General features: G+C 63.5%; 21 protein-coding genes and 1 pseudogene. 17 read left to right on the top strand and 5 right to left on the bottom strand.

What is annotated here, in order from left to right; all coding sequences use genetic code 11:
- Positions 1-244: pseudogene (locus tag DEH80_RS16945) on the top strand (transposase); the annotation flags it as partial.
- Positions 245-933: 689 nt separating this feature from the next.
- On the opposite strand, the gene DEH80_RS16940 reads toward DEH80_RS16945, so the two are convergent.
- From DEH80_RS16940 to DEH80_RS16925, 4 genes are all read right to left on the bottom strand, one after another.
- Positions 934-1,317, bottom strand: a complete 384-nt coding sequence (locus tag DEH80_RS16940; protein WP_109721710.1) for a hypothetical protein — start codon at positions 1,315-1,317, stop codon at positions 934-936.
- 169 nt (positions 1,318-1,486) lie between these two features.
- Positions 1,487-1,699 (bottom strand): cold-shock protein, encoded by a 213-nt coding sequence (locus tag DEH80_RS16935; RefSeq protein ID WP_109721709.1) that lies wholly within the window; start codon positions 1,697-1,699, stop codon positions 1,487-1,489.
- 207 nt (positions 1,700-1,906) lie between these two features.
- Positions 1,907-3,712, bottom strand: a complete 1,806-nt coding sequence (locus DEH80_RS16930) for a putative bifunctional diguanylate cyclase/phosphodiesterase (RefSeq protein ID WP_109721708.1) — start codon at positions 3,710-3,712, stop codon at positions 1,907-1,909.
- Positions 3,709-7,662 carry a response regulator gene (locus DEH80_RS16925; protein ID WP_109721707.1) on the bottom strand — a complete coding sequence of 1,318 codons (3,954 nt, stop codon included), beginning with the start codon at positions 7,660-7,662 and terminating at the stop codon, positions 3,709-3,711. The genes DEH80_RS16930 and DEH80_RS16925 overlap by 4 nt, the downstream gene beginning before the upstream one ends.
- Positions 7,663-8,071: 409 nt before the next feature.
- Between DEH80_RS16925 and DEH80_RS17725 the strand changes: the two genes are divergently transcribed.
- The 16 genes from DEH80_RS17725 to DEH80_RS16845 all read left to right on the top strand — a co-directional run bounded on the left by DEH80_RS17725 (position 8,072) and on the right by DEH80_RS16845 (position 22,287).
- A complete protein-coding gene (locus DEH80_RS17725; RefSeq protein ID WP_109721706.1) occupies positions 8,072-9,214 on the top strand; it encodes a flagellin in 1,143 nt (380 codons plus the stop codon).
- A 123-nt stretch (positions 9,215-9,337) separates the two neighbouring features.
- Entirely contained in the window at positions 9,338-9,694 is a 357-nt protein-coding gene (locus tag DEH80_RS16915; protein ID WP_109721705.1) for a flagellar protein FlaG, read from the top strand.
- Between the two features lie 47 nt (positions 9,695-9,741).
- A complete protein-coding gene (fliD, locus tag DEH80_RS16910) occupies positions 9,742-11,121 on the top strand; it encodes a flagellar filament capping protein FliD (RefSeq protein ID WP_109721704.1) in 1,380 nt (459 codons plus the stop codon).
- A gap of 15 nt (positions 11,122-11,136) precedes the next feature.
- Complete coding sequence (fliS, locus tag DEH80_RS16905) at positions 11,137-11,547, top strand: flagellar export chaperone FliS (RefSeq protein ID WP_109721703.1); 411 nt, start codon at positions 11,137-11,139, stop codon at positions 11,545-11,547.
- A complete protein-coding gene (locus DEH80_RS16900; RefSeq protein WP_109721702.1) occupies positions 11,544-11,825 on the top strand; it encodes a hypothetical protein in 282 nt (93 codons plus the stop codon). Before fliS ends, DEH80_RS16900 begins: the two co-directional genes overlap by 4 nt.
- A gap of 30 nt (positions 11,826-11,855) precedes the next feature.
- Positions 11,856-12,362, top strand: coding sequence for a PilZ domain-containing protein (locus DEH80_RS16895; RefSeq protein ID WP_109721701.1), 507 nt, complete (start codon positions 11,856-11,858; stop codon positions 12,360-12,362).
- Between the two features lie 74 nt (positions 12,363-12,436).
- Positions 12,437-13,144: a response regulator gene (locus tag DEH80_RS16890; RefSeq protein WP_165831543.1), complete on the top strand. Its 708-nt coding sequence runs from the start codon at positions 12,437-12,439 to the stop codon at positions 13,142-13,144.
- A 300-nt stretch (positions 13,145-13,444) separates the two neighbouring features.
- A complete protein-coding gene (gene rpoN, locus DEH80_RS16885; protein ID WP_109721699.1) occupies positions 13,445-14,803 on the top strand; it encodes an RNA polymerase factor sigma-54 in 1,359 nt (452 codons plus the stop codon).
- An 83-nt stretch (positions 14,804-14,886) separates the two neighbouring features.
- Positions 14,887-15,270, top strand: coding sequence for a response regulator (locus tag DEH80_RS16880; protein ID WP_109721698.1), 384 nt, complete (start codon positions 14,887-14,889; stop codon positions 15,268-15,270).
- Positions 15,267-16,655, top strand: coding sequence for a sigma-54 dependent transcriptional regulator (locus DEH80_RS16875; RefSeq protein WP_109721697.1), 1,389 nt, complete (start codon positions 15,267-15,269; stop codon positions 16,653-16,655). Before DEH80_RS16880 ends, DEH80_RS16875 begins: the two co-directional genes overlap by 4 nt.
- Before the next feature lie 110 nt (positions 16,656-16,765).
- A complete protein-coding gene (gene fliE, locus DEH80_RS16870; RefSeq protein ID WP_109721696.1) occupies positions 16,766-17,113 on the top strand; it encodes a flagellar hook-basal body complex protein FliE in 348 nt (115 codons plus the stop codon).
- Between the two features lie 30 nt (positions 17,114-17,143).
- Positions 17,144-18,832, top strand: a complete 1,689-nt coding sequence (fliF, locus tag DEH80_RS16865) for a flagellar basal-body MS-ring/collar protein FliF (RefSeq protein ID WP_109721695.1) — start codon at positions 17,144-17,146, stop codon at positions 18,830-18,832.
- On the top strand, positions 18,819-19,856 hold the full coding sequence (fliG, locus tag DEH80_RS16860) for a flagellar motor switch protein FliG (RefSeq protein ID WP_165831542.1): 1,038 nt from the start codon (positions 18,819-18,821) through the stop codon (positions 19,854-19,856). The genes fliF and fliG overlap by 14 nt, the downstream gene beginning before the upstream one ends.
- On the top strand, positions 19,843-20,466 hold the full coding sequence (locus DEH80_RS16855; RefSeq protein WP_165831541.1) for a FliH/SctL family protein: 624 nt from the start codon (positions 19,843-19,845) through the stop codon (positions 20,464-20,466). The genes fliG and DEH80_RS16855 overlap by 14 nt, the downstream gene beginning before the upstream one ends.
- 11 nt (positions 20,467-20,477) lie before the next feature.
- The gene (locus tag DEH80_RS16850) at positions 20,478-21,860 is read left to right on the top strand and encodes a FliI/YscN family ATPase (RefSeq protein ID WP_109721693.1); all 1,383 of its coding nucleotides are present in this window, start codon (positions 20,478-20,480) and stop codon (positions 21,858-21,860) included.
- Entirely contained in the window at positions 21,853-22,287 is a 435-nt protein-coding gene (locus DEH80_RS16845) for a flagellar FliJ family protein (RefSeq protein WP_109721692.1), read from the top strand. Before DEH80_RS16850 ends, DEH80_RS16845 begins: the two co-directional genes overlap by 8 nt.
- 386 nt (positions 22,288-22,673) lie before the next feature.
- Here DEH80_RS16845 and DEH80_RS17850 read toward each other — a convergent pair whose 3' ends face one another.
- A complete protein-coding gene (locus DEH80_RS17850) occupies positions 22,674-22,829 on the bottom strand; it encodes a pentapeptide repeat-containing protein (RefSeq protein ID WP_369122178.1) in 156 nt (51 codons plus the stop codon).
- Positions 22,830-22,839: the final 10 nt, after the last annotated feature.

Below are 22,839 nucleotides of genomic sequence, written 5' to 3'. Positions count from 1 at the left end.
TCACCGTGGCCTGCGCGGCGTGAAGCTGATCATCTCCGATGCCCACGAGGGTCTGAAGGCCGCAGCGAGCAAAGTGCTCGGCTCCACCTGGCAGCGCTGCCGCGTGCACTTCATGCGCAACGCTCTGGCGCTGGTGCCGAAGAAGCAGAAACCGGCCGTGGCGACGATGATCCGCACCGCCTTCGCGCAGGAGACGGCGGCCGAGGCGCATGAGCAATGGCGGCGCGTGGCCGACCAGCAGCGCGTATTGGCGGGGCGACAATTCGGAATACGTCTTGGCAAAATCCACACCTGCCTGTTCGTAGAAGTCGAACAGTTCCGAAATTTCAGCTGCATCGCGGGCTTTGAAAAAAGCCGGAAAACGGTCCGGTACTTCCGTCCCGTCGTTGATGTGATAGCTGCTGTGTCCGATGTAGCGCGGCGACATGCCTGTCTGGCTGAGCAGCGCAGCGTTCCACCGCCTGCGGTCAGCCGCGCATGCAAAGAAGGGGTCGGGTTCGGACAGGCAACCCCACATCTCTCGCGCGCCAGTGACCCCGTTGGCGATCATCAAGGGGTGTTCGTATTGGGACGCATACTGGGTGGAGTGGGTGTGCATGTCCCACAACGCCGGCATCAAGAACTTGCCGCGACCATCCACGGCGGTGAGGCCGCTTTGATCGTCTGAACTGCCGGCAGGCCGTATGTCAATGATCTTGCCACGCTTTAAAACGATGTCTTGATTGGCGCTGACGGTGCCGGCCACGACATCAATGACCGCAATGTCTTGGACCATGTAGTCGCCCGCCTCGCCATAGACGGGCATGCTGGGCAAAGGCCACACAAGCAGCGCGATCACGGGTGCCGCCAAGAGAATCGCCGCGACCAGGAGTGAGGCTAGCAGCCGTCTCAAGCTTCGAAATTCCAGGGTAAGCGTTGCGCAACCATGCCGGCCTAGCGTCTAAAAGCCGCGTTCGGTGGTCTGGATGCGTCGCCGGTGTGTGCATCTGGGGCGGCAGCATCTGGAGAGCACGGCTCCGAATGCTGGCCGAGCAGGCGTTCCATCATGACCTGGGTGATGAAATAGCTTTTCGACCCGCGCTGTCCGTAAACCGCGTCGAAGGCGAGTATGGCGATGCGTTGCAGCCGGTCAAGATCGCCGGTCATCCGCCGCAGGACGACATCCGGATCAGCGCGCACACGGTAAAAGCCAGCCAGTCCGGTGATGAAAAAGCAGAAGCGAATAGGCCGTTCCAGGTACCGCGCGTTGAGCACAAAGGTGTTCATGACCTCATCCTGGTGCGGCTCGTCTTCGAACACCCATTCGGACAGTTCCATGTTGAGCTCCAGGATTAACGCGTGCCGACACAGTACAGCGGACGGGGGGCGTGGGTGAAGCCGCACCCGTTGCCCGGTCAGGGGCAAGGCTACGAGCATAAAAAAACCGGAACCTGCCAGCGGCAGATCCCGGTTTTTAGGCGTCGGGGCAGGTGCCCCTAAGCAATACTTACAACGGCATGATCTGCGTTGCTTGCATGCCCTTGGCGCCGCGGGCCGGGATGAACTCGACCTTCTGACCTTCGGCCAGGGTCTTGAAACCCGAACCCTGAATTTCCTTGAAGTGCGCGAAGAGGTCTTCGCCACCGTCTGCAGGGGCGATGAAGCCGAACCCCTTAGAGTCGTTGAACCACTTCACGGTGCCAGTCTGCTTTTCACTCATTACAAAATCCTAATACAACTCAAATACAACAAAAAAATTGCAGCGAGCACTGTCGTGCGCGCCGACTGCGTGACAATCCAGGGAGGTAACGGGTGAAGCGCGAAGCACCGCAGGAACGCGGTATCGGTTTAACCGGAACAGCCTGATGATGTAGGCAGTGGCGGCACTATAAGGCATCTGGCGGGCAAATGCGCGCCGCTGAACAAATTAATCTGTCGGTGTCGATGGTGGCTGCGACAGCAGCTTGGTGGCGAAGTCTTCCGCCGTCATGGCCCCGCTGAACAGGAATCCCTGCACAAGGTCACATCCATTGTCGGTCAGAAACCGCAGCTGGTGCTCGTGTTCCACGCCTTCGCCCACGCTGATCAGCCCCAGCCGGTTGGACAGCGTGAGGATGGTGGCCGCCACCGCGTTCGCACGTTCGTCTTCACCCACGCCGCCCATAAACGACTGGTCGATCTTGAGGGTGTGGATGGGTAGTTGGCGGATGTACGACAACGAGGAGTAGCCAACCCCAAAGTCGTCCAGCGCGGTGGTAAACCCATGCGCGGCCAGGGCGCGGATTTTTTCGGCCGCGGTTTCCGGGTCGGCAATCACGGCATGCTCGGTGATCTCGATTTCAATGGTTCGGGGGTCGACACCCGTGTCTTGCACGATGCCCAGCATGTCGGCCACGAAGCCCGGGTACTGGAAGTCTGCCGCTGAGACATTCACCGCGAGCTTTAAGGGCCGGTGCCCCTGATTGCGCCACGTGCGGGCCTGGAGACACACGGCATGAACCAAACGGTGGTTCAGCGCCTTGTACAAGCCGGTTTTCTCGGCCAGGGGAAAGAATGTGCCCGGGCTGATGTGGCGTCCGTCCGGTCGAATCCAGCGGGCCAGTGCTTCGGCGCCGACCAGCTGTCGGGACTTCATGTCGAACTTGGGTTGGAACCACGGGACGATGTGCTGATCGCGTATCGCATCGCGTAGCTCGCCCTCCAGGGTGAGCAGTTCCCGCGATGCCGAGTTCATGTCGGCGTTGTAGAAGAGGTAGGGGGTGAGCGTCGACTCCTTGGCGGCATGCATGGCGGCATCCGCACTCTTGAGCAGCAGCTCGGCGGTCTCACCGTCCTTGGGATGCACCGCCACGCCGGCGCTGACCCGGACCTCGACGCGTTCGTTTTCCAGCGAATAGGGCTGGGCCACGGCCTCGAGTAAGCGGTCTAGCTGCTCGGTGATCAGGTGCAGGCGGTCCACCACGCGACTGTCCAGCGTCAGCAGCGCGGCAAAGCTGTCCCCACCGATGCGGCCGATGAGTGCATGACCGGCCGCTGCCTCCTTCAAGCCGCTGGCGATCTTCTGGAGCAACAGGTCACCCAGCTGCGTGCCCAGCGCATCGTTAATAGAGGAAAACCGGTCTACATCGATGATCACCACCGCAACCTGGCCCGCGTGTGACTCCAGCGCCAGGTTGATGCGTTGCATCAGCAGGTTGCGATTCGCCAGACCGGTCAGGCTGTCGTACTCGTGCAGATAGCGGATACGCGCAATGGCCTGCTCGCGCTGCTCCATTTCGTGGCGTAGCTGGACCGTGCGTTCATCAACCAGGTCTTGCAACAGCCGCGTCTGATCGTAGAGCGCCAGGTGCGTGGCCACGCGTGCTCGCACGACGGACGGCTCGAACGGCTTGGTCACATAGTCTGCGCCGCCGATCGAAAATCCCAGTTCCTCATCCCGGGCCTCGTCCTTAGAGGTGACGAAGATCACCGGGATCTTGGCCGTGGCCATATCGGATTTGATGCGTCGGCAGACGCTGTAGCCGTCCATGTCGGGCATGACGACATCCAACAGCACCAGATCGGGCGGATCCTGCGTGATGATCTCCAGCGCACGGCGCCCGGAAGTGGCGGCCTTGATCCGGTAGCTGCCCGCCAGGACGGAACGGAGCAAGTCGATGTTGCCCGGGGTGTCGTCGACGATGAGGACCGTCGGCTGGTCTGCGGCCGTGCTTGGACGCTCGATGCGGTTCATGCTGTCGTGCCCTCCTGCTCCAACCAGTCATCCAGCACGATGGCCGTCATGGCTTCGCGTGCGGCGGGAAAATCGTAGGCCTCAATGTGCCGGAATGCCGTGGCGGCTTGTGTCGCCAATTCGGCCGGCAACTGCGTGTTCAATGTGCGAGCAAGATCAACGGCGCGGGTGTCATGTTCATCCAGCAGCCTGGCCAGCCGCAGCCATTGTCGGCGGATCTGGACCGCAGTTGCCGGGCCCGCAGCCTGTTCGGTCGGCGGCGCTTGCTGCTCCAGGTCGGCCTGGATGGCTTCCAGACTCCTCTCGACCTGCTCGAGCAGTGCGTCGTGCGGTTCGCCCGCCTGGATCGCCGCCTCCAGCGCCTGCGCTTGCTCTGCAAGATCATAAGCCCCCAGGCTACTCGCCGCGCCTTTAAGCGAGTGTGCATGCAGCCGCGCGGCGTCGCGGTCCCCGCCGTCCAAAGCCCGGCGAATATCCTGACCCGCACCGCAGTGATCGGTGAGAAACCGCTGTAACAGGCTGAGCAACAGGCTGCGGCTGCCATCGAGGCGCCGCAGCGCGTCGTCTAACGCGAAGCCCCGAAGTGCCGGCAGCGGGCCAGCTGCATCGCTTTCGGCGCCATGGGGCAGGGCAGGACGGCCGACGTGGCGGGCGATGGTGCTGATCAGCCGGCCCGGTTCCAGCGGCTTGGCCAGGTAATCATTCATTCCGGCCTCCAGACAGCGTTCGCGGTCACCCTGCATGGCATTGGCCGTCATGGCGATGATGGGTATGTTGGTCTCCGATTCGCGCAGGCGAATGGCCCGAGTGGTTTCATAGCCGTCCAGAACCGGCATCTGGCAGTCCATCAGAATCACGTCAATCTCTGCACCGGCATCGAGAATCTTCAAGGCCTGACGACCATCACCGGCCAGCAGCGGCGTGGCACCCGCGCGCCGCACCAGCGTGGCGGCGATTTCCTGGTTAATGGCATTGTCCTCGACGATGAGCACGTGCAGGCCCGACAGGCTGCGTGAAGCGGCCGAGTATTCTTCGTCCTCAACAGGCGCTTCGCCTTCCCCCCACAGGGCTTCTCGTAATTGCCCGGGGCTGACCGGCTTGACCATAAACCCATCGAGTTGCAGGTCTGCGACGCCGGGCAGACTGTGCTCCGTCCCGTAGCCGGTAATCATGACGATGCGTGGTTGACCGTATCGGTCGGGGGCGGCGCGGACGGACTGTGCCAATTCGGTGCCGGAGCGATCGGGCAGTCGCCAGTCCAGCAACAGCCAGTCGTAAGGCTGGCCGTTCTTAACGCTGGATTCCAAGCGCTGCAATGCCGACTCGCAGGTATTCGCGGAGTCCGCGGGAATATTGAAACGCTGCAGCAGGCCGGTGAGCACCTCGCAGGCAGTCGGGTGGTCGTCGACCACCAGCGCACGCTGCTGCGCTGCACTCATCCGGCTCGCCGGTGCAGATCGGGCAGGCCCCTCGGCCAGGGTGATCTCGAACCAGAACCGACTGCCGGCGCCGACCGCGCTGCTGACGCCGATCTCCCCACCCATTAACTCGACCAACCGCTTGCAAATCGGCAGTCCCAGTCCTGTGCCGCCGTAGCGCCGCGTGGTCGATGCGTCGGCTTGCTCAAATGCCTCGAACACCCGCTGCTGCTGTTCCTCGTCTAACCCGACGCCGGTGTCCGTCACCGAGAAGCGGAGACGGACGCGGTCCGATTGCTGCCAGACCGGGTGCACGGCGACTTCCACGCTGCCGCCGTCCGGAGTGAACTTGATGGCATTGTTCGCCAGGTTGTGCAGGACCTGGCCCAGCCGCAGCGGGTCGCCAATCAGACGATGCGGGCAATCGGGTGCAATGCGCAGCGACAGCTCCAGCTGGCGGTTGCGGCCATGCTCGCTCATCAACTGACCCAGCTCGTCGATGACCGTGTGCAGTTCGAAGGCAATGGCCTCGACTTTCAGGCGTCCTGACTCGATACGCGACAGGTCAAGAATGTCCTCCAGCAGTCGCAGCAGCGAATGCGACGACATTTCGATCTGACGCAGCTGCCGCATCTGCTGCGGGGTGAGGGCAGTGGAGCGCAGCAGGTGCGTCATGCCGACGATGGCATTCATCGGCGTGCGGATCTCGTGGCTCATATTGGCCAAAAACTCGCTCTTGGCGGCGTTGGCGCGCTCGGCTTCCTGGCGGGCCTGATGCAGGCGTTCCTCCATCCGCTTTTCGGTGTGCACGTCGGTGGCGATGCCATAAATGACACGCTGGCCGTCGGTGTCGACATAACCCCGCGTGGAAATCTTGATCCAGCGCTGCTGGCCCGCGTTGGTCGTGGCCCTGAACTCGAATTGTCGGGTCAGTGCATCCAAGTCATCGGCCATCTGCAGGGCCGCAAAATGCGCATCGAACCCCGGCCGGTCATCGGGGTGGATGCGGTCACGAACGGCCAGGATATCGGCATAGTTTTCCTGTTCGCTCAGTCCCAACAAGCTGGTCGCACTCTTGTAGACCATGCGCAGCGGCCCGCCCTTATCGGCCCTGACTTCCCAGACCGTCCCCGGGATGTTGTCGGTCAGCCGGCCCAGACGCTCCGCGAGCTGGCGGGTGGTCTGGTGGGCGGCTTCCAGTTCGTGCTTGAGTCGATGCTCGTCGTCGACATCAATGGTGTGACCGACTGCGGTCAGATAGGGGAGATCCTCGTGGTCATACACCGACCCTGTGGCCCGCACCCAGCCCCAGTGATTGTCATCACGTCGCGTCCGAAACTCCGAGGAGTATTCCTGGCGTGTCATGGCCTGCCGGATGTCGGCCAGGTAGCGCTCACGATCATCGGGGTGGATCAACGCCAGAAAGCGATCTGGTTCCGCGATGATTTGCTCGGCGTTCATGTCGCCGAAGGGAATATTCAGGCGACCGGCAAACTGGGTGAAACGCAGGTCACCACTCGACTTGTCCACCTCCACGCGCCAGACCGCACCGGGCAGGCTTTCGGTGATTTCTACCAGTCGGCGCTGGTGCTCATCGGCCTCGGCTGCGGTGCGCTTCTGCTCGGTGATGTCCATGAGTACGCCATCCAGCCAGACAATCTGACCGGTGCTATCGCACTCGGCGAAGCCATGTTCCATCACCCATCGCGGCTCGCCGTCGCGATGCCGGATGCGGTACTCCAGCAACCAGGGGCGATTGGCCTGTGCCGCGGCACGGATGTGCTCTTCCAGTCCCGCGGCATCCTCTTCCAGAATCAACTCGCCAAAACTGACGGTCCGATTGTTGATGAACTCGTCAGCGGTATATCCGGTCAGCGCCTGCACCCGGGGTGAGATGAACGACATGGTCCACTGCGCGTCCATCTGGCAGCGGTACACGGTGCCCGGCACGCTCTCGATGATTTGATGCAGCCGCGCTTCTATGGCCTGTCGCGCCTGTTCGGCTTCCTGGCGCTGGCGGGCATCACGCAGGCTGATAATCCAACGGGATGTCGAGGCAGGTTCGGGATCATGGCTGATGGCAATTTCAACCGCCCAGCGTGCACCGTCCGCCGTCCGCGCCTCGGTCTCGAAGGGGCTGGATGGGGGCTGACCCGGACCCGGGCGCATCGCATGGATGTTCTCGGTGTCGGGCAGAATCTCGACCAGTGGGACGCCTTCAACGGCCACCGGGTCATGGCCCAGTACGGTTCGCAGGCGTTCATTGGCGCCGACGATTCGGTCCCGGGTATCGACGAGCAGGATGACGTCCGGCGCGGCTTCCAGAATGCGTCGGTAGCGCGCACCAGATTCGCTGGAGGCCCGCAGTCGGTAGAGCAGGCCCGTAATTAATACGAGTGCGACCAAGCTGACCGCGCCCCCGATCCAGCGATCCGCCGCGCTGTTCGCATGAACAAGAATCATGGCTTGCAGCACCACGCTGACCGTGATGACGGCTCCCAGTAGCCAGATTGTCCGTCGCCTATAGCGCATGTTGTGCCGGGTCGGTGATTTTGCTGGCGGTTGCCTCGCACCGTCCGAACCGGTGTCTCCTCCTAGTTTGGGTCTTCTCGCTGCTTCATTGGCAGCGCTCCAAAATTAACAATTCGTTCGGTCGCAATCGAATGTGATTGCCCCGGTGCGGCGCAATCTGCCCAAAAGTTTTTTCGCCACTGGACGATACACCTGGAGCAAGAGGGCGGTTGAGGATTGCGGGCCACACCAAAACGGGAACTGCAGCCCACCAACCCAGCGGTTAACAGAAATTGACAGATCGACCCTAAAGTTTCTGTAAGTCGCTCCGATAACCCTCCTGTATCGGCGAGACGTCCATGTTGGAACGGTCCGCTGAGCAACAGGCACCGCCGGTGCCACACCCTAAACGGACCAGGAGTTCAGAGCCATGCAAGTCATTAACACCAACATCATGTCGCTGAATGCTCAGCGCAATCTGTCGACCTCGCAGGACATGCTCGCCACGTCCATGCAACGCCTGTCGACCGGCCTTCGCATCAACAGCGCCAAAGACGACGCCGCCGGCCTCGCCATCTCCGAGCGTTTCACCGCTCAGATCCGCGGCCTGGATCAGGCGGCCCGTAACGCTAACGACGGCATCTCCCTGGCGCAGACCGCTGAAGGCGCGCTGGAAGAAGTGACCAACAACCTGCAGCGTATTCGTGAGCTGGCTGTCCAGTCCTCGAACGCTTCGAACAACAATACGGACCGTGCGGCCCTGCAGACGGAAGTCTCGCAGCTGCTGTCGGAGATCAACCGCGTGGCTGACACCACGACCTTCAACGGCGTGAATGTGCTGGACGGCTCCTTCTCGGGTGCGGCGTTCCAGGTCGGCGCCAACGCGGGTGAGACGATCACCGTGTCGTCCATCGTCGATTCCAATACGGCCGCGCTGGGTTCCGTCTCCCAGGCCAGTGCCTCGGTGGCCGCATCCGGCCTGACCGGCTTCGCCACGGCCATCGCCGCCGGCGGTGTCACGGTGAACGGTGTCGATATTGGCGCCATCGCCGGTGCGTCCAGTGCCGCCGAACGCGCCGGCCAGCTGGTCGATGCCATCAACGAAGTCTCCGCGCAGACCAACGTGGGTGCGTCCTACGACTCGGCCACCGGCCAGCTGACCTTGACCGGAAGCCAGGACATCGTGATCGCAGGTACCGCGAACGACGCCACGGAAGCCGGCTGGGCCAACGCCACGGTGGCGACGACCTCGACCTCCACGGGTATCGACACCCTGGATATCAGCAGCTACGCCGGTGCGCAGCTGGGCATCCAGCTGGTCGACAGCTCGCTGGATACGATCAACACCGCCCGCGCATCGCTGGGTGCCATCCAGAGCCGCTTCGAGTCGGTGGTGGCTTCGGTCCAGGTGCAGTCCGAAAACCTCAGCGCCTCGCGTAGCCGCATCCAGGATGCTGACTTCGCCAAGGAAACCGCCGCGCTGACCCGTGGCCAGATCCTGCAGCAGGCCGGCACGGCCATGCTGTCCCAGGCGAACTCTGCACCTCAGAGCGTGCTCAGCCTGCTTCAGTAAACCGAAACAGTCTGATGTCGATCAGCGGGGTCAGGTCGCCGACGGTGCCTGACCCCGTTTTGCATTGATCGCAACCGACTGCGAACGCCCGCGACAGGTTGCAGTCCCGAAGGAGTGGATGTGATGAGTGAACCGATCCAGATCAGTCCGGTCACTGACGCGCTCCGGGATCGGCCCGAAACACCAGCGCGGCTGGTGACGAGCAAGGTTCCGGAACGGCCGGAGGCGACCGCACAGGACACCCGGACGCCGGTGAGCCGTGAGAGTGCCAACCGGGCCGTCGACAAGCTCAACGCCGCGTTGGTCGGTGCGCAGACCAGCCTGCGTTTCCGTGTCGACAACGAGGCCGACCTGTTGGTGGTCTCGATTGTGGATGACCAGACCGGCGATGTCGTCCAGCAAATGCCGGCCGAAGATGTGGTCGAAGCTGCCAAGCGCGTTCAGCGCGGCGACATGCATACGCTGGAAATCGTCGCCTAGGCCGGGGCACGCCACTTGCCTCAGTCAGCCGGGATCCAGGAGCCACCATGTCAATTTCATCGTTAGGAATCGGGTCAGGCATCGATATCTCCAGCCTGGTGTCGCAGCTGGTATCAGCAGAACGCACACCGCAGGAGACGTTGCTCAGCAATCGCAGCAGCTCGGCCAACGCCGAACTGTCGGCGCTGGGCCGACTGCGATCATCTCTGGGTGCGCTGAAGACGGCCGCCGACAATCTGACGAACGCCGATTTGTTCAGCTCGGTCAGCGCCAGCTCGGGCGATGAAGAGACGCTGCTCGTGTCGTCCAGCACCGGCGCCGTAGCCGGTAGCTATGACGCGCGTGTGCTGCAACTGGCCAGCGCCCACAAACTGCATTCGATGGCCTATGCCGACGCGGACACCGACGTTGGCTACGGCGATCTAACGTTGTCGCGCGGGAGTGACAGCTTCACCGTCTCGATTGGTTCCGGTGATGCCTCGTTAGCCGAGATCCGCGATGCCATCAACAACGCCGAGGACAATCCCGGCATCCAGGCCACGATCGTCACCGCAGATGATGGCGCGCGGCTGATCCTCGAATCGACCGACACCGGTGCCGACAACAATATCACGGTGACCGCTGCACCCGATGCGGGCGGCGAAGGCTTGAACGATCTGGTCTATGTCGCCGGCGGCACCGAGAACCTGACACAGCTCAATGAGGCCTTGGATGCGCAGTTGTCAATCGACGGCTTTGTGCGCTCCTCGTCCACCAATCAGGTCACCGATGCCATCGATGGCCTGACGTTTACCCTGCTGGCCGAGGCGCCGACCACGGACATCAGCATTCAGGTCCAGCGCGATGACAGCGACATTGCCGATGCTCTCGACGCTTACGTCAAGGCCTACAACAACGCCCAGGTGACCTTGTCATCGGTGTCAGTGGCGGTGCCTGGGGGAACCTCAGGCGCGCTGGTTGGCGATACCTTGGCCTTGGGCGCATCCCAACGCTTGCGCACCAACATGATTCAGAGTTTTGCCGGCGATATTGGCTCGTTGAGCCAGATCGGTATCACGCTGGAGGTCGACGGCACCATGCAGTTCGACAGTGCCGAGCTGGATGCCCAGCTGGCCACCAACCGGGACGGCGTCATGGCGCTGGTCGCCGGTGAAGATGGCATTGGCGACCTGGTCAGTTCCTATCTCGATGGCCTGGTCGGCGATGACGGCATCGTCGAATCACGCGAAGAAGGCGTGCAGGGCCGCCTCGAACGCATCGAAGAACAGCGTGAACGTCTGGATCTGCGTATGGAGCGTTACGAGGCGCGCCTGTCTGCGCAGTTCGCGGCCATGGATCAAATTGTTGCGAGCCTGCAGACCACGGGTTCGTACCTCTCACAACAACTCAGTGCACTGCCGGGCTTTACCCGGACAGAGCAGGGGTAGGCGCCGGAGACCAGCATGTCCTATTTCACAGGTAATAAGGCGAATCGCTACCAGCAGACCCAGGTGGCGACCGGTGTGAATGGTGCGGATCCGCATCAACTCATCCAATTGCTGCTGGATGGCGCCACCGAGCGGATGGCGCTGGCACGCGGGTGTCTGCAACGCGGTGACCTGGCCGGCAAGGGCGAGCGCATCAGCCGGACCATCGCCATTATCGAAGCCCTGCGTGCCAGTCTGGATCATCAGGCTGGCGGAGAGCTATCGGAACGGCTGGATGCACTGTACGACTACGTGATCCGGCGCCTGCTGGATGCCAACATGCACGCCGATGTGGCGGCGCTGGATGAAGCGGCTTCGCTGATGGAAGAGATTCGCAGCGCCTGGGCGGCGATCTCGCCGGGCAGCCGCCAAGCCGCTGTGGGATGAGCACCACGGTCGATGATGTGCTGCTGGCGCAGCAGTCTTGTCTGGATGCCATCGATTCGGGCGATCCCGAGGCCTGCCATGTGGCTTGGCAGGCCTATGATCAGCTGGTCCGCGGCTTGTCGACACATGGTGTGTCCACGGCCGCGTTGCGTCAGGTCCTGGATGGCCACTTTGCGCTGGAGAGCCGGGCGCGCCACGCCCGCGATCAGTTGGCGGAATCCCAGCAGACGGTCACGCGGCAGCGGACGGCCGATCGCGCCTATCGGGCGCATGAGTAGCGGGATTACGCTGCGCCGGGCGGTATCCGAATGAGCGGGGTGCAGGTCCATCGGCACTGCGCTGCGGCCTGGGCATCCACCCGACAGGATGAGCCGGATCACCCGGTCCTGGACCCGGTCGGGCTGTTGCAGCTTATTGATGCGCTGGAGCCGGCGCGGCCGGCGTCTCACGAATCAGAGCACGAGCCGGATTCCGATCTGGCCCGGGTTGAACGCAAGTTGGATACCTTGCTCCAGCTGGTGTCCTTGCTGGGTGCGGCCGACAGCAGACAACCCACGCGGGTGCCGCTTCAGCTGTCGCCGGCTGACATTCAGTGGTCTGCAGCGGACCTGGCGGGGCCCCGGCGCGACGATGATCAACTGCTGATCTGGCTCAATCCCTTGTCACCGGTCCCACTGCGACTGTCTGGCCGCTACGTGAACGAAGACCCGGAAATCCGCCGCTTTCAGTTAAGCTTTAACGATTCGGATTTCGAGTCGGCATGGGCGCGCCTGCTGTTTCGGTGGCACCGGAGAGAGATCGCACGTAGTCGCTAATACCTAGATGATTGTTGATGGGTAGTCGCTGCGTTACTGTCATCCGGACTGGGGACGTGGGCCGTAGATCGTTGATGAACCACAACGCGGATGAATTCTTGGCAGCAGCACCGGGATCGGGCAACCGGCCCGTTCGCGTGTTGCTGGCCGATGACCACACGCTGGTGCGTGCCGGCATTCGTTCCCTGGTCGAATCCATTGACGGTATCGAGGTCATCGGCGAAACCGGAGATGGTGCAGCCGTGGTCCAGCTGGTTGAAAGCCAGCAGCCGGACATCCTGTTGCTGGATCTCGCCATGCCCAATATGCATGGCATCGACATCATCAAGATCTGCGATGACCGCTGTCCCCTGACGCGGGTGCTGGTGCTCTCCATGCACGCCGAGTCGGAGTATGTGCGGGAGGCCATGGCCATCGGCGCGGCCGGATTCCTCGTCAAGGATTCGGCGCCGGAGGAATTGCCGGTTGCCATTCGAGCGGTCGTCAACGGCGACACCTTCGTCAGTCCAAGGGTGTCTCGCGCCATGTTCGACGCGCCGCGGCGTCGGAGTTCCGACACGGCGGATGGTGGCACCGGCCGCAGGCCGCTGTTCACGCCCCGCCAGCGTCAGGTGCTCAAGGAACTGGCCAGCGGTCAGTCGACCAAGCAAATCGCTGCCAAGCTGGGCATTAGCATCAAGACGGTCGAAACCCACCGGGCGCGGATCATGCAGTCGCTGGGTATCAACTCCGCGAATGCCCTGGTTCGTTTCGCCATCCGGGGACGCTACGACGCAGAGTAGGGCGCCTCGTCCCTGAAACGGTGACCGGTTGTCGGCTTTCCGGCGCTTTGTCAGGCCATGCCAGCACAGTTGTCAGGGTCGATTGGGTTTCTTTGTTGTTTATTAAAAACAATCACTTAAGTGCCTTCCGTGGCGGTAATCTGTCGCGGCAGGCGCCGCCCTGACACGCTTTCGTCAGGGTAGGTAGGGGTTTCCCTGACAGTGGGTGGGGATCGTCCCGATTGTTGGTCAGGGGGCGGGTCGGAATACTGACGCCATGCCAGAAGGACACCACCTCTGGCCGGTTCGGGAGGACGACCCATGAGACAAAATCTTGGCGCACGGATCACGACCTCGGCGACCATGACGCCGCAGCTGATCCAGTCGATTCGCTTTCTTCAACTCTCTGCTCAGGAGATTGAGCAGGAAATCGCCGACATGCTGGATCGGAATCTCATGCTGGAGTCCGACGACGCGTCCGGCAGTGATGAGGCCGGAGAAGAAGGTTTCGATGACATCGCTGTCCTGGGTGCATCGGCCGGCGATGAGATTCCTGAAGATCGGCAGCCCAGTTCGGCCGACCGCGACCTGCGTGCCCGCCTCATGGACCAGATTCCCGTCGTGTTCAGCGATGCCACCGACCTGCAGATTGCCCTGGGCATTCTCGATGCCCTGGACGAGACCGGCTACCTGGAAGAGCGTCCCATCGATCTGGCGCGTGGCCTGTCCGCGGCCGGTCTGGACGTTTGTCTGGAGCGGGTCGAACAGGTCCGTGGCGAGTTCATGCAGCTGGAGCCTGCGGGCGTTGGCGCCATCGACCTGCGCGAATGCCTGTTGGCGCAGCTTGAGGACAGCAGCCACGCCGAGGCCGGTCTGGCGGCTCAGATCATCAGCGAGCATCTGGAAGCCCTGGCGCAGGCCGAGCTGGATCAGCTGTGTCAGGCGCTGGACGTCGACATGACCACGCTACGCCGAGCCATCGATTGCATTCGCCGGCTCAACCCCAAGCCGGGCCTGGATGCCGGGGCCTCCGAATCCGCCGTGCCTGATGCCATCGTCGAAGCCACGGCTGACGGCTGGCGCGTGCGCCTGAACCAGGCGGCTCACCCGCAGCTGCGCGTCAACAGCACCTACGAGCGCATGCTGGGCCAGTGCACGCGCAGCGATGCCGCCGCACTGAATGATCAGCTCGTCGAGGCACGCTGGTTTCTGCGCAGCATCGAGATGCGTCGCGACACCATTTTGCGCACTGTGCAGGCCATCTTTGAGCGCCAGCCCGAGTTTCTGACTCGCGGCGAGGCCGGCCTGCGGCCGATGACGCTCAAGCAGATTGCCGACGACATCGGCATGCACGAGTCCACCATCTGCCGCGTGAGCAACAGCAAGTACATCCAGACCCCGCTGGGCGTGTTCGAGCTCAAGCGATTCTTCTCCAGCGAAGTGGGCACCGGCACCCGGACCAGCGCCTCGGGGATTGCCGTCAAGGCGATGATCCGCGACATCGTGGCCGATGAGCCTCGCGATGAGCCCTTCTGCGATGCCGACATCACCGCGATCCTGGCGCGCCGTGGCGTGACGGTGGCCCGTCGCACCGTCGCCAAATACCGCGAGGCACTGGGCATCGCCTCGGCCAAGCTGCGGGCCAAGCGCGGGATGACGCTGGCCGAGGCCCTGGCATGAGCCTGGTGCTTCGCGCCGGTGCAGCTGCGCAGGTATCGTCCATGCCAGTCATGAACGGACACGCTCCGGCAGCAGGAGACAGCATGGACAAGCTCAGAACCATCGTGGTCGACGACCACCGCGCCTTTCGCACCCTGGCCGGCGCGCTACTCGAAGATCACCCCGCCATCGAGGTGATTGCCTTCGGCGAATCGGGTGAAGAAGCCGTAGAGCTTTGCGAACGCCATAAGCCGGACCTGCTGCTGGTGGATATCTCCATGCCCCGGATGGGTGGCCTGCAGGCCTCCCGCTTGATCAAGGCTCAGGACGAGCCTCCGCATATCGTCATCGTCAGCAATTTTGACGACGCCGGGCACCGCGAGCATGCGGCAGCCTCCGGCGCTGACAACTTCATAGGCAAGGCCGAGTTCATGGAAGGCGTCGACCAAGTCGTAGCACAACTGCAAGCCCTTCGAGGTGCATCATGAGCGAATCCCGCGTACTCGTTATCGACACCAACCCTGAGCAAGGCCGATCCGTCGCTGCCGTGCTGGAGTTCGTCGATTTCACCCCGGAGTGCTGGACCGATGTCGAGGCGCTTTGTGCGCAGAAAACCCGCCCACGCGAATACGCCGCCATTGTGATTGGCGGTCTGGGCGAGCAGGGTGACGCTTTCTACAAGTGGTTGAAGCGCGATCCTCAGTTCCCCTTTGTGCTGCTGCTGCCCGAGCAGGTCGATGCCCATCACGGGCTGCACCCGGACGAGCACGCCGTGCTGCAAATGCCCATCCGCCACCAGCAGCTGTCCGAGCTGATGCAGCGGGTCAGCGTGCAGCGCATGGACACCGATGCCGAACGCAGCCTGTCGCGTCTGGGTCCCTCCGGTGATTCGCCGGCCATCGCCCGGGTGCGTAGCATGATCGATCAGGTCGCACCCTTTGATACGACCGTGCTCATCACCGGCGAATCCGGCACCGGCAAGGAAGTGGCGGCCCGCCGTATCCATGCCTTGTCGCGTCGCGCCAACAAGCCGTTCGTCGCCGTGAACTGCGGGGCCATTCCGGCCGATTTGCTCGAGTCCGAGTTGTTTGGTCACGAAAAGGGGGCCTTTACCGGCGCCGTGGCCCAGCGGCGCGGTCGCTTCGAACTGGCCGAAGGCGGCACCTTGTTCCTGGACGAGATCGGGGACATGAGCCTGCCGATGCAGGTCAAGATTCTCCGGGTGCTTCAGGAACGCAGCTTCGAGCGTGTCGGCGGTAACGAGACCAAGCAATGCGATGTCCGCATCATCGCCGCCACCCATCGGGATCTGGAGTCACGCATCGTCTCCGGTGACTTCCGCGAAGACCTGTTCTATCGCCTGAATGTGTTTCCGGTCGAGATGCCCCGCCTAACCGATCGCATCGACGACCTGCCGCGGCTGGTCGATGACCTGATCGCCTCATTGCAGGCCGATGGCCGCGGCGATGTGGCCTTGGATGCCCGGGCGGTGTCTGCCCTCCAGCAATACGCCTGGCCCGGCAACGTCCGCGAGCTGGCGAATCTGGTCGAGCGGTTGTCGGTGCTGCACCCCGGCCAGACGGTTGGTGTCGACGATCTGCCGGCGCGCTATCAACCCGAATCTGCAGGCGACGAGGTCACGCCGGCGGAACTGCTGGGCGTCAATGGATCGTCAGCCGGCGTGGCCGCCACACAGCCCAGCCTGCCCGATGCCGGCATCGATCTGCGCGACCACATGGCCAGCGTCGAGATGGCGCTGATCCGCCAGGCCTTGGATGCGTCCAATGGTGTGGTGGCCCATGCCGCGCAGCTACTGCATCTGCGCCGGACCACCCTGGTCGAGAAACTCCGTAAGTACGACCTGGGTCGTTAGCGGTGGGGCCGGTCCGGGCGGTGTCTGAAAACCGACGCGGTCCAGGCCCGGCCGGCGAGGTACAGAACTTGCTCCATGGTCTTGTTGGTGTACGAGTAGAGCGTCGGTAAATGTCGAACGTCGAAATCCAGAGTGTCCTGTCCCAGATTCGCAGCCTGCGCACGCAGTCTCCGTCTGTGGCGGCAGACCGCCCGGCCGCCAGCGAAGCGCTGAGCACGGTCGGTCGGGCTCAGGAACCTTCGTTCGCGGATGCGGCCAAGGCCGTGCTCGATTCGGTGAATGAGGCGCAGCAGGCCTCCAACGATCTCAAAACCCGATTCCAGATGGGCGACCCGCAAACCGATCTGGCGCAGGTCATGCTCGCCTCCGGGCGGGCCCAGGTGTCCTTTACGGCATTGAACGAGGTGCGCAATCGCCTCGTCAGCGCCTACCAGGACGTCATGAACATGCCGATCTGATGATCGGTCTTCGCAACTACGGACGTCCCCATGGCTGAAACACTGTCAGACCGTCTCAAGCAGGTCCCCGGCCTGCGGCAGCTCATGCTGCTGGTCGGCATTGCCGGTGCAGTGGCCGTGGGCGTGACGGTTTTCTTCTGGTCGCAGTCACCCGCAATGGTGCCTGTCTATACCGGGCTCAATGAGCGTGACATGGCCGCCGTGGCCGATGTGCTGTCGACCCAGGCGGTCGAGCACAAGCTTGATGTCGCCCGTGGCGCGGTGCTGGTCAAGGGCAGCGATGTACAGGCTGCCCGCCTGACACTGGCCGCACAGGGCCTGCCGCAGGGCGCGGGTGTCGGCTTCGAGTCCATGCAGGAGAACCCTGGCCTGGGTGTCTCGCAATTTATGGAGTCGGCGCGCTACCAGCATTCCCTGGAAACCGAACTCAGCCGCACGATCAGCAGCCTGCAGCCGGTGGAGAAGGCGCGGGTCCATCTGGCCGTGCCCAAGCCATCGCCGTTCGTGCGCAAGACCCGCCAGCCCACGGCGTCCGTGGTCGTCAAGCTATTCCCCGGGCGCACGCTGGAACGCACGCAAATCGCCGCCGTCCAGCATCTGGTGTCCGCCGGGGTGCCCTCGCTGGAGCCGGGCAATGTCTCCGTCGTGGACCAGTCCGGGCGCCTGCTGTCGTCGGCCGACGATGACAGTGCACTGGCCACGACCAATAAGAACTTCGAGCATACCCGCCGCGTGGAGCAGGCCTTTACCGACCGCATTCGCGAGCTGCTGGCCCCGATGGTCGGCGCCGAGCGCCTGAGCGTGCAGGTCACGGCCGACATGAACTACGCCGTGCAGGAAGAAACCGTCGAGCGCTATGCGCCGGAGGCGGCCATCCGCTCCGAACAGACCTCCGAAGACACTTCAGCCGGTGCGTCGTCCGCCGGTGTGCCCGGCGCCACCACTAACAAGCCCCAGGGTCTGCCTGGCACCACGCCGGTGCCCACCGAAGGCCAGCTGGCCACGGCCGGCGCTGTCCGGCGCCAGGCCGTTCGCAACTACGAACTCGACAAGACCACGCGGTATTCCCGCGAGTCGGTCGGGCGGCTGCAGCGTGTGTCGGCCGCCGTGCTGGTGGACCACATCCCGGTTCGCGATGCCGAAGGCAACGTGACGATGGAGCCACTGCCCGCCGACCAACTGGCCCGACTGGAGGCCTTGGTTCGTGAGGCGATCGGCTTTAGCGAAGGGCGTGGCGATAGCGTGTCGGTGATGAACGCGCCGTTCCTCAATGATATCGGCGAGCTGGAAGAGATCGAGCCGCTGCCCATCTGGCAGCAGCCCATGGTCAAGGATTTGCTGCGCCAGAGTGGCGGGGTGCTCCTGGTGATCATCATTCTGATGGCGCTGGTCCGGCCCATGCTCAAGAGTCTGCTGGCTTCACCGGCACAGATGATGGGCGGCCAGCAGCTGGCCATGGCGGGTGCCGCCGGACAAGGTGTCGCCATGGGCGCGCCGGGCGAAGAGCAGGTGTACCTGTCCGACCCTGGGGCCGCACCGCAGCAGGTCGCCGGTGGCGGTCAGCCTGGCCAGGCCGCGTTGACCGACCAGAATCAGCCGTTTTCCATCGATTTAAAGGCCCCTTACGAGGACAAGATTGCTGCGGTTCGGCAGGTCGTGTCCGATGATCCGAAGCGAGTGGCGCAGGTGGTTCGCCAGTGGGTGAATGATGGCGAATGAACTGGCAGTGGCTGAGGCCACCATCGAATTGGATCTGCCCCGCGTTGATCAGGCGGCCATCCTGCTGATGTCGCTGGGCGAGGCCGAGGCCGCCGAGATTCTCAAGCACCTGGGCGCCAAGGAAGTCCAGCGGCTGGGCTCGGCCATGGCCCGCCTGGAGAATGTGTCCCGCGAGCAGGCGGCCTTTGTGATGACGAATTTCGTCGGCGCCCTCGAAGAGCAGACCGCCCTGGGCGTGGGCGCTGACGATTACGTGCGGCGTGTGCTCATCGGCGCGTTGGGCGAAGAACGGGCTGGCGGCGTCATTGACCGGATTCTGGTGGGCCAGAGCAGCAAGGGGCTCGAGGCGCTCAAGTGGATGGACACCAAGGCGGTTGCCGAGATCGTCCGCAACGAGCATCCCCAGATCATCGCCATCGTGCTGTCTTATCTCGACGCCGACCAGGCGGCAGAGCTGCTGGCGCTGCTGCCCGAGCGCACCCGGCCCGATGTGCTGATGCGCATCGCGACCCTGGACGGCATCCAGCCCAGCGCCTTGCGCGAGCTGGACGAGATCATGGAAAAGCAGTTCTCCAACAACAACAGCTCCCGGTCGTCGAGCATCGGCGGCCGCAAGTCAGCCGCGAACATCCTGAACCTGATGGATTCGTCGGTGGAGCAGGCGCTGATGGAGAAGGTCACCGAGTTCGATGCCCAGCTCAGCGAGGAGATCGCCGAGTTGATGTTCACCTTCGACAATTTGCTCGAAATCGACGATATGGGTATTCAGCGGCTGTTGCGCGACGTCAACAGCGAAACGCTGGTGCTGGCGCTGAAGGGTGCCGACAGCGGTCTCAAGGACAAGATTCTGAACAATATGTCCAGTCGCGCGGCCGAGATGCTGCGCGACGATATGGAGAATCGGGGACCGGCGCGCGTGTCCGATGTCGAGGCCGCGCAGAAGGAGATACTTGAAGTCACCCGTCGCCTGGCCGACGAGGGCGAGATCATGCTGGGTGGCGGTGGTGGCGATGACTTTATCTGAGCCCGTCGAACTCCCCGAAGGCGTGCAGGCTGCCCGTTGGCAGGCACCCACGGTGGTGCCGAACCAGATCCATGCGACCCAGCCGGCGGGCAACGAAGACGCTCCGCCCACCATCGAAGAACTCGACAAGATCGAGGAAGCCGCCTACCAGGATGGCTACCAGCGAGGTTACGACGCCGGGTTCGCCCAGGGCAGCGCGGATGCCAAGGAGCGCGTCGGCCGGCTCAAAGATATTTTTCATACGCTGGTCCAGCCTCTGGCCGATCTGGATTCCGAGGTTGAGCAGACCTTGCTGCAAATCGCTTCGGCCGTGGCCAGCCGGGTCATTCGCTCCGAGCTGCAAACCCAGCCGGAGATTATCGGCAACATGATTCACGAGGCCGTGGAGTCGGTGGCCGGGCCGCAAACCACCGTGACGGTTTATCTCAACCCCGACGATGCCGTGTTCGTGCGTGAACACATGGACCAGCCGATCGAAGGGCCGCATTGGAAGATCATGCCCGATGACGGCCTCGAGCCAGGCGACTGCCGGGTGGATACCCCCGATGCACGTGCCGATGCACGCCTTGAATCCCGCGTTCAGCGCCTTGTGGCGCCGGCATTCCGGTAGCCCGCCGCATCATGGCTGTCCATAACCTGCCCTGGGCCACCGAACGCAACGAGCGTGTCGCCCAACGCCTTGGCCGCTACAGCGCGGTCCCCAAGACCGAAAGCGGGATTGTTGTCGAGGGCGTGCTCAAGCGCTCCATCGGCCTGACGCTGGAGGCCTCGGGCTGTCAGATGCCGATCGGCGGACACTGTCGGGTGGAGGTGGAAGGCGGCAGCTTCATCGAGGCTGAAGTGGTCGGGTTCGACGGGAATCGCAGCTTTCTAATGCCCACCGGCGATATGACCGGTATGAAGGCAAATGCGCGCGTGCTGCCGGATCGACGCTCGGGTGAGGTCGCCGTGGGCGATGGGCTGCTCGGACGTGTGTTCGATGGCTCCGGCCAGCCCCTGGACGGCCTGCCATCGCCGCGGACAGACCGTCGTGTCTCCCTCATGGGCGGGTTGATCAATCCACTGGAGCGCGAACCGATTACCGAACCTTTGGATGTCGGTGTGCGCGCGATCAATGGTTTGCTCACCGTGGGCCGTGGCCAGCGCATCGGCCTGTTCGCCGGCTCCGGTGTCGGCAAGAGCTCGTTGCTGGGCATGATGACCCGGCACACCAATGCCGAGGTCGTGGTCGTTGCCATGATCGGCGAGCGTGGGCGTGAGGTCCGTGAGTTTGTCCAGGAGACCCTGGGCCCGGAGGGCATGCAGCGTGCCGTGGTGATCGCCACGCCGGCAGACCGCTCTCCACTGATGCGTGTGCATGCCGCCTGGCGGGCCACCGCCATCGCCGAGCATTTCCGCTCGCGCGGCAAGCATGTCTTGTTGCTGATGGATTCGCTGACCCGTTTTGCCCAGGCCCAGCGCGAGATCGGTCTGGCCGTCGGTGAACCCCCCACGACCCGGGGCTATCCGCCGTCGGTGTTCGCCCGGCTGCCGATGCTGGTCGAGCGGGCCGGTAATGGGGCCAAGGGGTCCGGCTCGATCACGGCCGTCTATACCGTGCTAACCGAAGGTGATGACCCGAATGACCCGGTTGCCGACACCGCCCGGGCCATTCTGGATGGCCATGTCGTCTTGTCCCGCAGTATCGCGGAAACCGGCCGTTACCCGGCGATCGATATCGAGGCATCGGTGAGCCGTGTGGCTCGCCAGGTGACCTCCGGCGACTACCAGACGCTGTGCAACGAATTCCGCCAGCTGTACTCGGCCTACCAGCGGCAGATCGATTTGATTCGCATCGGCGCCTATCAGCGGGGCAGTGACCCGGTGACCGACCGCGCTGTGGATCGCTGGTCGGCCATTTTCGAATACCTGCGACAGTCGCCGGATGAAGGGACGTCACTGCCCGAGTCGATGCAGGCGCTGGTGCAGGTTTTGGGTTTGAACACGGAGCAGACCAATGCGTGATCCTCGTCGAACCGAGCAACTGGTTCAGGTGTACGGGCTGCGCAAGGAACGGGCTGAAGCGGCGGTGGCGGGTGCCAGCGCCCGCGTGGAGCAGGCACGCCAGCAGCAACAGAACCTGCAACGCTATATGGCCGAATACGCTGCGCGGCCGGGCGAAGCCACGCTGAGCGCCGGCGCCTTGGCCAATCGCTGCGCCTTTGTTGCCAAGCTGGCCGATGCCTGCCGGTTTCAAGGCCAGGTGGTTGATCAGCAGCAGCAAGGACTGCAGCGAGAGTACGAAAAGCTGCAGCAACGTCAGACCGAGCAACGCCGCATGGAGCATCTACATGCAAACGCCTGCAGCCAGCAGGCCCAGGCCCAGCGACAGCGCGAGCAGCGCGCGCAGGATGAGGCAGCTGTCACGCAATGGATCGCGAACAGCAACTAGTGCGCCTGGACACGCTCATCCAAGAGGCGCCGGGCGGTCCTCGGCTGCCTGGCGGTTCCCGCCAGTCGCCGGAGGCGGACTTCGCCTTTGCCGGATTACTAGCGCCGCAGCCCGTGGATGCGGACGCCGAACCGGGACCGTCACTTACGGCCACCCGAGCCATGGCCGACGATAACCAAGCCTCGCCGCTTGCCGGTCTTGGCCTGCCGGGTCTCGATGTCAGCCCGACACCGACGCCCACCGCAGGAGGGCATGCGGCCCAGGGGCGGGTGGCGACTGCCGTGGCCGAGCCCGCTGCAACAGCGGCCTTGGCTTCAAGCGCGCATTCCGCTGTTGCGCCGCACACGCCGGGTGCGGTCAAACCCGCGACTGACGCTGGCCAAGCTTCAGCAAAGGTCGCGGGAGCGACGGCGCCAATCCAAACGACACCGGTCCAAACGACACCGGTCCAAACGACACCGGTCCAAACGACACCGGTCCAAACGACACCGGTCCAAACGACACCGGTCCAAACGACACCGGTCCAAACGACACCGGTCCAAACGACACCGG

This window comes from Abyssibacter profundi, from assembly GCF_003151135.1.
Classification (GTDB): domain Bacteria; phylum Pseudomonadota; class Gammaproteobacteria; order Nevskiales; family OUC007; genus Abyssibacter; species Abyssibacter profundi.
This window is presented reverse-complemented; position numbering and strand designations above follow the sequence as displayed.